At 68.0% G+C, this 13,761-nt stretch carries 7 protein-coding genes; 3 read left to right on the top strand and 4 right to left on the bottom strand.

The genetic code is table 11. The annotated features are described in order from the left end of the window. Positions 1-7 precede the first annotated feature (7 nt). A complete protein-coding gene (locus tag ABWO17_RS06645; protein WP_353116871.1) occupies positions 8-2,338 on the bottom strand; it encodes an ATP-binding protein in 2,331 nt (776 codons plus the stop codon). Between the two features lie 2 nt (positions 2,339-2,340). Then, a complete protein-coding gene (locus ABWO17_RS06640) occupies positions 2,341-2,628 on the bottom strand; it encodes a phage regulatory CII family protein (protein ID WP_353116869.1) in 288 nt (95 codons plus the stop codon). Positions 2,629-3,199: 571 nt separating this feature from the next. Between ABWO17_RS06640 and ABWO17_RS06635 the strand changes: the two genes are divergently transcribed. The 3 genes from ABWO17_RS06635 to ABWO17_RS06625 are packed head-to-tail and all read left to right on the top strand — an operon-like array spanning position 3,200 to position 8,888. Next, positions 3,200-6,751 (top strand): ATP-binding protein, encoded by a 3,552-nt coding sequence (locus ABWO17_RS06635; RefSeq protein ID WP_353116867.1) that lies wholly within the window; start codon positions 3,200-3,202, stop codon positions 6,749-6,751. Between the two features lie 10 nt (positions 6,752-6,761). Next, positions 6,762-8,186, top strand: coding sequence for a sigma-54-dependent transcriptional regulator (locus tag ABWO17_RS06630; protein ID WP_353116865.1), 1,425 nt, complete (start codon positions 6,762-6,764; stop codon positions 8,184-8,186). A 27-nt stretch (positions 8,187-8,213) separates the two neighbouring features. Further along, complete coding sequence (locus ABWO17_RS06625; protein WP_353116863.1) at positions 8,214-8,888, top strand: class I SAM-dependent methyltransferase; 675 nt, start codon at positions 8,214-8,216, stop codon at positions 8,886-8,888. 141 nt (positions 8,889-9,029) lie between these two features. On the opposite strand, the gene ABWO17_RS06620 is transcribed toward ABWO17_RS06625, so the two are convergent. After that, positions 9,030-10,550 (bottom strand): efflux transporter outer membrane subunit, encoded by a 1,521-nt coding sequence (locus tag ABWO17_RS06620; RefSeq protein ID WP_353116861.1) that lies wholly within the window; start codon positions 10,548-10,550, stop codon positions 9,030-9,032. Further along, positions 10,547-13,747, bottom strand: coding sequence for an efflux RND transporter permease subunit (locus ABWO17_RS06615; protein ID WP_353116859.1), 3,201 nt, complete (start codon positions 13,745-13,747; stop codon positions 10,547-10,549). Before ABWO17_RS06615 ends, ABWO17_RS06620 begins: the two co-directional genes overlap by 4 nt. Positions 13,748-13,761 lie beyond the last annotated feature (14 nt).

Below are 13,761 nucleotides of genomic sequence, written 5' to 3'. Positions count from 1 at the left end.
GCGGCTGTTACGGCGGGGTCTGCCTGCCATGCCGGGCATGCGTGCCAGGCATGTCCGGCATGGCCAATCTGTCCGGTATCACGAACCGGAACGTGCTGCCCTTGCCCGGTGCCGATTCCACCTCGATGGTGCCACCGTGCCGCTCCACGATCTTCTTGCACACCGCAAGGCCGATGCCGGTGCCCGGGTAGCGACCCGGCCCGTGCAGCCGCTGGAAGACGCGAAAGACGCGCTCGAAATGCTCGGGCTTCATGCCGATGCCGTTGTCGCGCACATGAAAGCTCCACGCGCCTCCGTGGTGCCCGCCCCCCGTGGCCCGCTCCGCCCCGATGGAAATGTGCGGAGCCGCCTCCGACCGGTATTTCACCGCATTGCCCAGCAGGTTGCGCAGCACCTGCTCCATCTGCACCCGGTCGGCCCGGATCATGGGCAGCGGCCCCCGCTCCACCGTGGCCCCGGCCTCTTCGAACAGCAGACCCAGGTCCGAGAGCACGGTGTCCACCACCGTCTCCATGTCCGTGTCCTCGAACTCCCGCCCTTGCGTGCTGACCCGCGAATAGGCCAACAGGTCTTCAATCATGTCCTTCATGCGGCGGGCGGCATCCACGGCAAAACCGATGAACTCGTCGGCGTCGCTGTCCAGCCGCCCCACGTAGCGCTTGGCCAGCAGGTCGAGAAAACTCGCGATCTTGCGTAGCGGTTCCTGCAAGTCGTGCGAGGCGATGTAGGCGAACTGCTCCAGTTCCGCGTTGGAACGGCGCAACTCCTCTGCCTGGCGCTCCAGATGCAGTTCCGCCTCCTTGCGCTGGGTCACGTCGCGGCCGGACACATAGGCCAGCCCTTCCTCGGGCAGGGCCACCGAGGTCCAGGCAAGCCAGCGGTACACCCCGTCCTTGCAGCGAAAGCGGTTCTCCACCGGGATGGCCGCCCCGCTCACGGGTCCGGTGCCCCCCCCCATCAGCAACGAGCGACTTGCATCCCGGTCATCCGGATGCACGAAATCCAGAAACGGATGGCCCGACACTTCGTCCGCCAGAAAGCCGAACAGCCGCACCCAGGCAGGGTTCACCCGGCGCAGCGCGCCCTGCTGGGTGACGATGGCCACCGGGTCCAGCGACAGGGCGAAGAAACGTTCCGCCTCCTGCTCGGCCCGCTGCCTGCTGATGGCCTCGCGCAGCATGGACGCCCGCGCCTCGCGCGTGGCCACGGTGCCCGCCTCCACGTCGCGGCGCAGACGCGCCGTACGCCACAGCAAGAGCACCGAGGCCCCCAGGAACACCACCAGCAGCAGGAAGGCCACACCGGCCAGCAGCAATTCGCGGTCGCTGTAGCGCGACAGCACGTTGCCGCCGAACCAGCGGCGGTACAGCACGTCGTACTCGCCCGAGGCGCGCACCTTGCCGAGGGCCTCGTTCAGCTCCACCACAAGGGCGGTGTTGCCCTTGTCAATGCCGAACGAAAACCGCAGCGTGCGCAACGGCTGGCCGGAGGGTGCCAACGGAGCGTCCGTGGGCAGGCGGCGGATGATGTGCTCCACCACGGGTTCCGGGGCCACCAGGGCATCGGCCCGGCCCCAGGCCACGGCCATCACTGCATCCAGCGGGGTGGCTACCGGCAGCAGACGCTGCCCCGGTATGGACCGCAGGTACTGATGGCTGGAATGGTTCTCCACCACGGCCACCAGCAACCCGGAAAGGTCGGGCACGCCACGCGGGTACGCGGCGCCGTCGCGCCGCACATAAATGCGCTCGGCCACCTCCAAGCCCGGCTCGCTGAACTCCATCCGCTGCAGGCGCTCCGGCGTTTCCGCCACCAGGGCCAGCACATCCAGTTGGCCTTGGCTCAACTCGGCCCGCAACACCTTGCCGCTATCGTCGGCATGAATCGCCACGCGCCGCCCGGCAGCCCGGGCCACGGCTTCGGCCAGATCGCGCGCGAACCCTGCGGGCACCCCCTCGACCATGTAGCTGAGCGGCGGATAGGTGCTGATCAGGCCGATGCGCAGTTCCGGCGCATCGGCAGGCAATCCGTCGGCGTCGAGCAACGTCGGTGATGCCTGGGTAGCGGCGAGTTGCTCTGGTACGGGCGGGGTTTGCGCGCCGACATGCCGCCCGCCGCCCTCGGCCGCCCATACGGTCCCGGCCAGGGGCAGGACCGCCCGGCCCGGCCAGCCGCAGAGGGTGCCGAGGCCCTGCGGCAGCAGCAACAGCAGCACCACCGGCACGGCGGCCAGTGCGCACCGCGCCAGCCCCCCCGCCATGCCCGCCAAGGTGGCCGGGCCGGACCGGGTACTTCGTCGCCGCCACCCAGCCGACGTGTCGTTCCCCAAGGATGGCATGCCTACAGTCCGAGGTGCGCCCCGCGTCCGGGGTCCTCCTCGCCGCCATCCACCGGGGCCAGCCGGTAGCCCAGTTCCTGCGCTATCTGTTCCAGCGGCGTCACGTCGCGGGTGGTGCGCAGTATCTGAAAAAACGTTTCCACACCCAGCTTTGCCCCAAGGTCGAACGGGTTCAGTTCGCGCATCAGGGTGGGATAGGGCTTGCCGATGGTTCGCGCCACTTCGCGCGCCTGGCTTCTGCTGCTGAGCACCGCCCCCTGCACCATTCTGGTGATCCACTTCTCGGACATGTTCCCTCCTTGGCCGTCGTTGGCCTTCGTTCCAAGGGAATATCAAGAACCATGCCGGACCATGGGGCGGAGCAAGCGGACACTCCGTCAGATTGTATTTTTTGCAACATGCTGTTTCCACTAGGGTTGCCCTTTTCAACGGGGAGGGCTATCTCTAACCCTGTATCCAGAGGTGAGATTTGTGTCTCATGAAACGAGACTGCGTATCGCCTGATGAGACAACCTCTATTCTCCACCGCGTTGCCGAATCCACCAGCCATGCCCGGCGACAGCGGAAACCGGGCTGGCACGGCCCAAAAGGCGCCGGACGGAATTCCAGCCACCCCGCGAGGTTTCCCCCATGCCTCACCAGTCTCGCCAGTCTCCCCCGCCCGACACTCCACCCGGCGAGCCCCCCGAACGGGCCGGACAAGACAACTCAACTGAACCGGGCAATGCGACCAGACCGGGCAATGCGACCAGACCGGAAGAGCCGGCTGGCCCCGACCTTCGGACCGGACAGACGCACGATGGGCAATGCGGACAGGCAGGTGCGGACCCCAACCCCCAGCCCGCCGAACAACCGCGCAGGGTGCTCCCCGACCAGCAGGGCGGCCCCATTCCGCTCTTCGAGCACAGCGTGGCCCCCATGCTGCTGGTGGACCCCGCAAACGGCACCATCGTGGATGCCAACCCCGCCGCCTGCCGCTTTTATGGTCACCCGCGCGAACGCATGGCGGGCATGCCCATTTCCGCCATCAATACCCAGGACGAGCACGAGCTGACCGAGTGCATGGCCGAGGCCTTTCGCCGCGACCGCACAGCCTTCCGCTTCCGCCATCGCGTCGCGTCGGGCCTGACACGCGAGGTGGAGGTGCACAGCGGGCCGGTATGGCTGCATGGCCGGGCCCTGCTGCATTCGGTGGTGCACGACGTGTCGTCCCTGCACGATTCCATGCAGCGCGTGGAACGGGTGCAACGGCTCAACGACCTGCGCGCCGCACTCATCCACGGCGGTGCGCCAGAGGAAAAACTGCGCCTGCTGGCGCGGGAAATCCTGTCCATCTTCGGTGCCGGGTCCTGCCGCATCTGGCTGGCCCGGCAGGGTGACCGGTGCGACCAGTGCCCCCATGCCGGGGCTCCATGCCCCACTACGCCACGCAATCCCCCCATCTGCCTGCACCTTGTGGTGGAGGAACCTCCCTCGCCCTGCTGCCGGCCAACCCCGGCGGATCAGGTCCGGCCCGACCCGCGCATCCTTCGCATCCCCTTCCGGCACGGCCCGGTGGGGCGCGCCGCCTCGGCCAGCACCCGGCGTCCGGTGCTGCACGCAACGCCAGAGGCCGACGCCCCCCTGTCCTGCGACTGCGGCATGTTCACCGCATACGCCATCCGCATCGGCCAGGGGATTTCCGGCGGGGTGCTGGGCGTGCACCTGCCCGCGCTGGACCCCATAACCGACATGCAACTGGAAGGGCTTGCCCACACCGCCGCGCACCTATTGCAGGCGGCCCGCAACGCCGAGGGCACCCGTCGGGCCCTGCGCGGCCTGGACAACCGCATCCGAAAGCGCACCGCCCAGTTGCGCCGCGCCAACCAGTTGCTGCGGCACGAAGTGGCCGAACGCCGCCGGGCAGAACAGGCCCTGCGCCGCAGCCGGGATCTGCTGGAACACGGCGAACGCATCGGGCTGCTGGGCAGCTACTGGCGCGATCTGGAAACCGGGCAGGGCCAGTGGTCGGACAACCTGTTCCGGATGTTCGGTTTTCCCGTGGTGGCGGAAGCGCCCTCGTTCGCGCAGTTCTTCGAGCACATCCACCCGGAAGACAGGTCGCGGACCGCCGAACAGTTGCACCGGGCCATGGCCCGCAGCGCCGACACGCTGGTGGAGTACCGCTACCGGGGGGGAGCGGGGCAATATCGCCACGCCCGGCAGCAGGTGACCTTCGACACCCCGGCCCGCACCGGCCACAAGGCCCCGATGGTGATGCACGGCATGGTTCAGGACATCACCGACCAGCGCCAGCGCGATGAATTGCTGCGCCTGCAACGGGACCTGCTGCTGGCGCTCGGCATAACCACCACGGTGGAGGACTGTCTGGGGCTATGCCTGCGCACCGCCCTGCGCGCCGAAAGCGTGGACGCGGGCGCGGCCTGGCTGCGAGTGGAACTTCCCGATTCGCCCGATTCGCCCAGCTCACACGGTAAACACGGCGTACCCGCCAAGCCTGATGCTTCGAACGGCGAAACACGGCACGAATGGCGGCTGGTGGCGGCGCAGGGGTTCCCCCCGGCGGTGCTGGACAGGGTGCGCCGCCTTCCCTCCGGCACGCCCGCCGCGCGCCTGATGGCGGCGGGCCGACCCGTGCCGGAGACCCCGCCGGAACAGGAATCGTGCTGCGTGCTTACCGGCGACGCGGAACTGGACGCCCTGGCCTCCGCCTCGTCCATCTGCTGCGCGCACCTGCTGCCCGTGCTGCACGAGGGCCGGGCCGTGGCCTGCCTGCTGGCGGGCACGCGCGGGCCCGGTGCCATACACAAGGCGGCCCGCCACCATGTGGAGGCCGTGGCCGCCCAGGGCGGCAGTGCCTTTGCCCGGATCATGCAGCAGCAGTCGCTGCGCGAAAGCGAGGCCAACCTGCGCGCCCTGCTCAACGCACCGCGCCTCAGCGCCTTCCTGCTCGACGCCGCAGGCCGCGTGCTGGCCTGCAACGCCACCGGCGCCGGGCGGCTGGGCACCACCCCCGACGCCATGCTGGGGCACTCGCTGCGGGACTACATTCCCGACGACGACCTGCGCGGCAGACGCGACAACGTACTGGCCAGCGTGGTGGCCACGGCTACCCCGGCCACATTCCGCGATACGCGGGGCATCTACATTTTCGACCACTCCCTGTACCCCATCACCGACGATACGGGCCGCGTGCACCGGGTGGCCTGGCTGGCCGAGGACGTGGCCCACGAGGTGGCCCTGGAGCGGCAACTGCGCCAGGCCCAGAAGATGGAGGCCGTGGGCACCCTGGCCGGGGGGATCGCCCACGATTTCAACAATATCCTTGGCGTGATCATGAGCAACATCGAGATGCTGCGCGACACGGGCCTGGTCGGCAGGGCCGCCGCCCGCGCCGACCGCATCCTGCGCGCCGCGCTGCGGGCGCGCGAAGTGGTGCGCCAGTTGCTGGCCTTTGGCCGCCCTGCGGACGAACCCTACGCAACCATGGACCTGTGCCGCACCGTGGCCGAAGCCCTGCACCTGGGCCAACCGTCCATTCCGGCCAGCGTCACCCTGCGTACCCTGCTGCCCGCCACTGCGCTGCCGGTGCACGGCGACGCCACCCAGATCCACCAGGTCCTGTTGAACCTGTGCACCAACGCCGTGCACGCCATGCCCGACGGCGGCCTGCTGGACGTATCCCTGGAAACGCTGAACCTTGGCGGCGACGAAGTGTTGCGCAGCTACCCGGAACTGTCCCCCGGGCGGTACGCGTGCCTTTCGGTTGCCGATTCAGGGCTGGGCATGACCGCCCCCCAACTGGAACGGGTTTTCGAGCCGTTCTTCACCACCAAGCCGCAGGGCACGGGGTCCGGCCTTGGCCTCAGCATGGTGCACGGCATCGTCCGCAAGCACGGGGGCACGGTGCGCGCCCACTCCCAACCGGGCCAGGGGGCGCGCTTCGACGTGCTGCTGCCCTTGCTGGAACTGGTGGCCGCCGCGCCGCCCGACGCTGCCGATGCCTCCCCGCCGACTGCTCCCTTCCATATTCCGGACGGGCACGGGCAACCGCCACTGCATGTGCTGGTGGTGGACGACGAGCACGATTTCCGCCAGTCCGTGGCAGAAATGCTGCACGCCCTCGGCCATCGTTCCACGGGCACCAGCGATGCGGAAGACGCCTTGCGGCTGCTGGCGGCGGGCCACTATGACGTGGCCCTGCTGGACCTGCACATGCCCGGCAGTTCCGGCCCGGAACTGGCGCGCGCCATCCGCGCACGGGGGTTCACCCTGCCGTTGGTGCTGTGCACCGGCAACCAGAACGACATCACGGCAGAAGAACTGGAAAAATGCGAACTACTCCTGATCTCGAAACCATTCACCACAGAAGAACTACGGAATTACTTGCTCTCTTCGCTGCAAAAGGCGTAACGTTACAGGGATGCCTGAAATCCTCATCATCGATGACGATCCGCTGGTGGCGGAAACCCTGGCCGACCTTGCCGAGGACATGGGCCACGTCCCGTTGCGGGCCGCCTCGCTGGCTGACGGGCTGGCCCATGCGGACGCGGGCTTCGGCGACGTGGTGCTGCTGGACGTGATGATGCCCGACGGCAACGGGCTGGAGGCCCTGCCCCGTTTCGTGGCATCGCCCACCCGGCCGGAGGTGATCATCATCACCGGCGCGGACGCCGAGCAGTCCGCCGAAATGGCCGTGCGCAACGGCGCGTGGGACTACATCACCAAAGGCGCCCCGGTCAGCGCCATCCGCCTGGCAGTCCTGCGGGCGCTGGAATTCCGCAACGAAAAGCTGGCCCGCACCGCCCAGCAGGGGCGGCAGTTCAACCCCGCCGGTCTCGTGGGCACCAGCCCCGCCTTCATGGAATGTCTGGACCTGGTGGCCAAGGCCGCGCACAGCGATGTGCCGGTGCTGGTCACCGGCGAGACAGGCACCGGCAAGGAACTTGCCTCGCGGGCCATCCACGAGAACAGCGACCGGGCCGGGCGTCCCTTCGTGGTGGTGGACTGCGCCGCCCTGCCGGAAAACCTGGCCGAAAGCGTGCTGTTCGGCCATGTGCGCGGGGCCTTCACTGGGGCCGATCGCGATGCCGAAGGGCTGATCCGCCAGGCTTCGGGCGGCACGCTGTTTCTGGACGAGATAGGCGAGTTGCCCCCCATCCTGCAGAAAACCTTCCTGCGTGTGTTGCAGGAACGGCGCTTTCGCCCCGTGGGGGGCAGGAAGGAAGTGGAGTGCGACTTCCGGCTGCTGGCCGCCACCAATCGAGACCTGGCGCTGATGGCCCGGCGGGGCGAATTCCGCGAGGACCTGCTGTACCGGGTACGGGCCATGCACATCGCCCTTCCCCCCCTGCGCCAACGCGAGGGCGACCTGCGCCCGCTGGCCGAGCATTTCGTCCACCAGTACTGCGAACGCAACAGCCTGCCCTCGCGCATCCTGACCCAGGATCTGCTGCTGGCCCTTGGCGCCCACCACTGGCCGGGCAACGTGCGCGAACTGCGCAATACCGTGGAAACCATGATTGCCTTCGCGGGCGGCGTACGCACCCTGTACCCGGTACACCTGCCGGAGCACATCCGGGTGCGCCACATGCGCGCCACCGCCGAAGGCATGCGGCCCGCCCACACGGGACGCGAGGGCCATGCCGAACCCGACTCGCCGGACCTGCCCCTGGCCGGGCTGTCCATCCCCACCTGGATGACCTACCGCGACGTGGCGCTGGAACGCGCCGCCGTGGACTATTTCCAGAACCTGCTGGCCTACGCGGGCGGCGACATGACCAAGGCCCAGCAGCTTTCGGGCCTTTCGCGCGCGCAGTTCTACCGGCTGTTGCGCAAGCTGCGCTAGCCGCCGGCGCCCCCTCTCCTGCCCGACATGCCGCACGACACCACACCCCATCCCGCCGACGCGCTGAACTTGGCCTCGTACGACGCCGTGGCCCCGCAGTGGAACACGACGCGTCATGCCTTCTACGGCCGCGAGCAGGTCTACCTGGACCTGCTGCTGGAAGGGATCGCCCCCGCCGTCCCCGGCACCGGCCATGACCGGGCGACACGCCCGCTAGTGCTGGACGCCGGTTGCGGCACCGGGCGCCCCATGGCCGAATACGTGCTGCACCGTGGCTGCGACGTGCTGGGTATCGACCAGTCCCCGGCCATGATCGAACTGGCCCGCCAGCACTTTCCTCAGGCCCGGTGGCGGGTCACGGCCCTGGAAGCCTACGCCTTCGACGAACCCTGCCACGCCATCATCCTGTGGGACTGCCTGTTCCACATCCCCCGCGCGCGCCATGCGGACATCCTGGCCGGGGCCGTACGGGCCCTGTGTCCCGGCGGACGACTGATGCTCACCGTGGGCGGGTCCGCCCACCCGGCCTTCACTGACACCATGTTCGACCGGGAATTCTTTTACGATTCGCACCCGCCGGAGCAGGTGGCCGACATGCTGCGCGGGCTTTCCTGCCATATCCTGCTGCACGAGTTCATGAACCTGCCCACTGGCGGCAGGGAGAAGGGACGCTGCGCCTTCGTGGTCCGCAAGGCGGGGTAGGCAAGGCGTACCCCATGCAACCGTAAAAAACGAGAAAGCCCCCGCGAACATTCGCGGGGGCTTTCGTGTAACGCACCGCCGGGCACCGTCCGGAGGAGGGGTCGGACGGGGGGTGACCAGGCTGGGGCGGCCGGTCACCCCTCAGTTGGTCCCGGCGGATGCGGATGCGCCGGTTTCCTTCACCTGCGCATGGCCCGCACCGGGCATGGGTGCGCCATTCCAGCCGCCGCCCAGCGCCTTGAACAGGGTCAGGCGGTTGCTCTGGCGCGAAAGCAGGACGGACACCAGGTTCTGCCGGGCGCTCGCGTGGGACCGTTGCGCGTCGAGCTTGGTGAGGTAACCGTCCACGCCGCGCTCGTAGCGCTGGGTGGACAGTTCGTAGGCCTTGGCCGTAGCCCGCACCAGCGAGGCCTGCGCCTCGGCCTGGGTGGTCAGCGACGAGCCCTGCGCCAGCGCGTCGGAAACTTCCCTGAACGCGGTCTGCACGGTCTTCTCGTACTGGGCCACCTGAATGTCCCGCTCCGCCTCGGCCGACTCCACCCCGGCGCGAATGGCCCCGGCATGGAAGATGGGCAGGGTGCCCTGGGGCACGAAGCTCCAGGTACGCGAGCCCGCGCGGAACAGGTCGTTCATTTCGGTGCTGGCGTTGCCGTAACTGGCGGTCAGTCCGATACGCGGGAAGTATTCCGCCCGCGCCGCGCCGATGTTGGCATTGGCCGCCTTCAGGGTGTGCTCCGCCGCCACCACGTCGGGCCTGCGGGCCAGCACTTCCGACGGCAGCCCGGCGGGCAGGTCGGTCAGCGGGGCCACGTCGGCCAGTTTGCGGGCCGGGGTCAGGTCTGGCGTCAGGGCCGCGCCCACCAGCAGGGCCAGGGAGTTCTCGTCCGCCGTCACCGCGGCCTCGGCAGTGGCCACGTTCACGCGGGCGGTATCCACCGTGGTCTGGGCCTGCGCCACGTCCAGTTCCCCGGCGATGCCCTTGTCGTACCGGCTTTTCACCACCGCGAACGAGGCACGTTCCGTCTCCAGTATCTCGCGGGCGAGGTCCAGTTTCTCGCGGTCGGCGGCCAGGGTCAGGTAGGCCTGCCCCACCTCGGCCACCAGGGTCAGTTGCACGCTGCGGGCAGAGGCATCGGTGGACAGGTACTGTTCCAGAGCCTGTTCCTTCAGGCTGCGCACGCGGCCGAAAAGGTCCAGTTCGAACGAACTGAAGCCCACGCCCACGCTGTACGTGTGCGAGGTGTACGCATCGCCCGTGGAGGACAGCGGCGCCGAGGTGCGACCCATGTCCGCCCCGCCGGTGGCGTCGATGTGCGGGAACAGGTCGGCCCGGGCGATGGCATGCTGGGCGCGTGCCTTTTCGATTTGCAGCACGGCCACGCGCAGGTCGCGGTTGTTGGCAAGCGCCAGGTCGATCAGTCGGGCCATGGGGGCATCCGCCACCACCTGCCGCCAGTCCTGGGGAATGGCCGGGGAAAGGGTGGCCGCAGGGGCGGTTTGCCCCGCCGCCCCGCCCGCATTCCAGGCGGGGGGCATGTCCGGCGCGGGCCGTTGGTATTCGGGTATCAGCGAGCAGCCAACCAGCGGCGTGACGGCCAGGGCGACCAGCGTCGCCGCTGCCGCCAGCCGGGCGGCCTTGCGCATGCATGTGGTGCGGATCATCGCGTCACCTCGCCGGGGGTTCCGGCAGGATTGTCGTTGGAAGGCAGGGCGGTGCCCGGCGTTCCGGAATCCGGGTTGCCCGGTTTCGCGCCCTTTCGCCTGCGTGTGGCAAGCTTGTAGACCATCACGAAGAACACCGGCACGAAGTACACCGCCAGCACCGTGGCCGAAAGCATGCCCCCGATGACCCCGGTGCCGATGGCCCGCTGGCTGCCGGACCCCGCACCCGTGCTGATGGCCATGGGCAGCACCCCCAGCAGGAAGGCCAGCGAGGTCATCAGGATGGGCCGCAGCCGCAGCCGCGACGCCTCCACCGTGGCCTCCAGCAGGGGCTTGCCCGCCTTCACCAGGTGCATGGCGAACTCCACGATGAGGATGGCGTTCTTGGCCGCAAGGCCGATGGTGGTCAACAGGCCCACCTGGAAGAACACGTCGTTGTTGAGCCCCCGTCCGTAGGTGGCCGCAAGCGCCCCGATGATGCCGAGCGGCACCACCAGAATGACTGCCGTGGGCACCGACCAGGACTCGTACAGCGCGGCCAGGCACAGGAACACCACCAGGATGGAGATGGCATACAGCGCCGGGGCCTGCGAGCCGCTCATGCGCTCCTGGTAGGACAGGCCGGTCCATTCTATGCCCACGCCCGCAGGCAGCTTGGCAGCCATTTCCTCGATGGCCTGCATGGCGTCGCCGGTGCTGCGCCCCGGTGCCGCAGAACCCAGCAGTTCCACGGCGGGCAGGCCGTTGTAGCGTTCCAGGCGCGGCGAACCGTAGGTCCAACGGCTGGACGCAAAGGCCGAGAACGGCACCATGTTGCCCTGGGTGTTACGTACGTGCCAGTCGTTGATGTCTTCCGGCATCATGCGGAACGGGGCATCACCCTGCAAATAGACCTTCTTCACGCGGCCACGGTCGATGAAGTCGTTGACGTACGTGCCGCCAAGGGCCGTGGACAATGCGTCGTTCACGTCGGCCATGGACAGGCCGTGCGCGCCCGCCTTGGCCTGGTCGATGTCGATCTGGAACTGCGGCGTGTCTTCCATGCCGTTGGGGCGCAGCACGGCGATGGCCGGATTCTGCGCGGCCATGCCCAGCAACTGGTTGCGGGCCTGCATCAGCGCCTCGTGGCCGATGCCCGACCGGTCCTGCAGGAACAGGTTGAAGCCGGAGGCATTGCCCAGTTCCGTCACCGCCGGGGGGGTGAAGGCGTAGATGACGGCGTTCTTGACGCGCGAAAAGGCGCCCATGGCACGCCCGGCCACGGCGGCGGCGCTCATGCCCGCGCCCTTGCGCTCGTCCCACGGCTTCAACTGCACGAAGGCAAGGCCCGCGTTCTGGCCACGCCCGGCAAAGCTGAAGCCCGCCACGGTGAACAACGAATTCACCGTTTCCTTTTCCTCCACCAGATAGTGGTGCTCCACCTCGCGCAGCACCTCCAGGGTACGTTCCTGGGGTGCCCCGGTGGGCAGTTGCACCAGGCTGAAGATGGTGCCCTGGTCTTCTTCCGGCAGGAAGGATGTGGGCAGGCGCAGGAACAGGAAGCCCACGCCGACAAGCAGCACGAGGTAGATGCACATCATCCGGCCCACGCGTCCGGCCACCCCGGAAACCTGGTTGCGGTACCCCCGGCTGGTGCGGTCGAACATGCGGTTGAACCAGCCGAAGAACCCGCGCTGTGCATGATGCTCGTGCTTGTGCATGGGCTTGAGGAAGGTGGCGCACAGGGCCGGGGTGAGCACGATGGCCACGATGACCGACAGGGTCATGGCCGACACGATGGTGAGCGAGAACTGGCGGTAGATGACCCCCGAGGAACCCTTGATGAACGCCATGGGAATGAACACCGCCGAAAGGACCAGCGCAATGCCCACCAGCGCCCCGGTAATCTCGCCCATGGATTTGCGGGTGGCCTCCTTGGGCGGCAGGCCCTCCTCGGTCATGATGCGTTCCACGTTCTCGACCACCACGATGGCGTCGTCCACCAGCAGGCCGATGGCCAGCACCACCCCGAACATGGTCAGCATGTTGATGGAAAACCCGAAGGCCGCCAGCGCGCCGAAGGTGCCCAGCAACACCACGGGCACGGCGATGGTGGGAATGATGGTGGCCCGCATGTCCTGCAGGAACAGGTACATGACCAGAAACACCAGCACGATGGCCTCGGCCAGCGTCTTGACCACCTCTTCGATGCTCACCCGCACGAAGGGGGTGGTGTCGTAGGGGAAGACGCAGTGGATGCCCTCGGGCAGGTTCTTGGACAGTTCCTCCATGGTGGTGCGCACGCGCTTCACCGTATCCAGGGCGTTGGCCCCGGTGGCCAGCTTGAGGGCTATGCCGGTGGACGGCTTGCCGTTGAAGCGCGAAACGGAATCGTAGCTTTCGCTGCCCAGTTCCACGCGGGCCACGTCGGACAAGCGCACCGTGGAACCGTCCTGGTTCACCCGCAGCACGATCCTCTCGAACTCCTCACTGGTTTGCAGCAGCGACTGCGACAGGATGGTGAAGCTCATGCCCTGCCCCGGCACCGCCGGGGTGCCGCCGATCTGGCCCACGGACAACTGGGCGTTCTGGGCGGTAATGGCGGAACTGACGTCCGACGGGGTCATCTTGTAGTTCAGCAGCCTGTGCGGGTCGAGCCACACGCGCATGGCGTACTGGGCGCCGAACAGCATGGTTTCGCCCACGCCGTCCACGCGGCTGATGGGGTCCAGCAGGTAGGTGGCAGCGTAGTCGCTGAGGTCGCGCCCGGTCATGGAAGGATCGTCCGAGGCCAGCGCGATGATCATCAGGAAGCTGGAGGTGCTCTTGTTCACCGTGATGCCCTGGCGCTGCACGGCTTGCGGCAGCAGGGGCGTGGCCAGCGAGAGCTTGTTCTGCACCTGCACCTGGGCGATGTCGGGGTTGGTATCCGCATCGAAGGTCAGGGTGATGGAGGTCTGGCCGGTGGAGTCGCTGGTGGATGCCATGTAGCGCAGGCTGTCGACGCCCTTCATCTTCTGCTCGATGACCTGGGTGACGGTGTCCTCCATGGTCTTGGCGGAAGCGCCGGGGTACGAGGCGCTGATGGTGACCGACGTTGGCGCGATTTTCGGATACTGCGAAATGGGCAGGCTCAGTATCGACAGGGCGCCCGCCAGCATGATGATGATGGCGATGACCCAGGCGAAGACCGGGCGGTCGATGAAGAATCTGGACATGGTATTCGCTCCCC

Origin of the sequence: Nitratidesulfovibrio sp., assembly GCF_040373385.1 — a bacterium.
GTDB lineage: Bacteria > Desulfobacterota > Desulfovibrionia > Desulfovibrionales > Desulfovibrionaceae > Cupidesulfovibrio.
This window is presented reverse-complemented; position numbering and strand designations above follow the sequence as displayed.

What these genes read in the sequence shown, in the direction of transcription:
- ABWO17_RS06645 (WP_353116871.1), bottom strand. Translation starts at nt 2,338, where the DNA reads ATGCCATCCTTGGGGAACGACACGTCGGCTGGGTGGCGGCGACGAAGT.
- ABWO17_RS06640 (WP_353116869.1), bottom strand. Translation starts at nt 2,628, where the DNA reads ATGTCCGAGAAGTGGATCACCAGAATGGTGCAGGGGGCGGTGCTCAGC.
- ABWO17_RS06630 (WP_353116865.1), top strand. Translation starts at nt 6,762, where the DNA reads ATGCCTGAAATCCTCATCATCGATGACGATCCGCTGGTGGCGGAAACC.
- ABWO17_RS06625 (WP_353116863.1), top strand. Translation starts at nt 8,214, where the DNA reads ATGCCGCACGACACCACACCCCATCCCGCCGACGCGCTGAACTTGGCC.
- ABWO17_RS06620 (WP_353116861.1), bottom strand. Translation starts at nt 10,550, where the DNA reads ATGATCCGCACCACATGCATGCGCAAGGCCGCCCGGCTGGCGGCAGCG.
- ABWO17_RS06615 (WP_353116859.1), bottom strand. Translation starts at nt 13,747, where the DNA reads ATGTCCAGATTCTTCATCGACCGCCCGGTCTTCGCCTGGGTCATCGCC.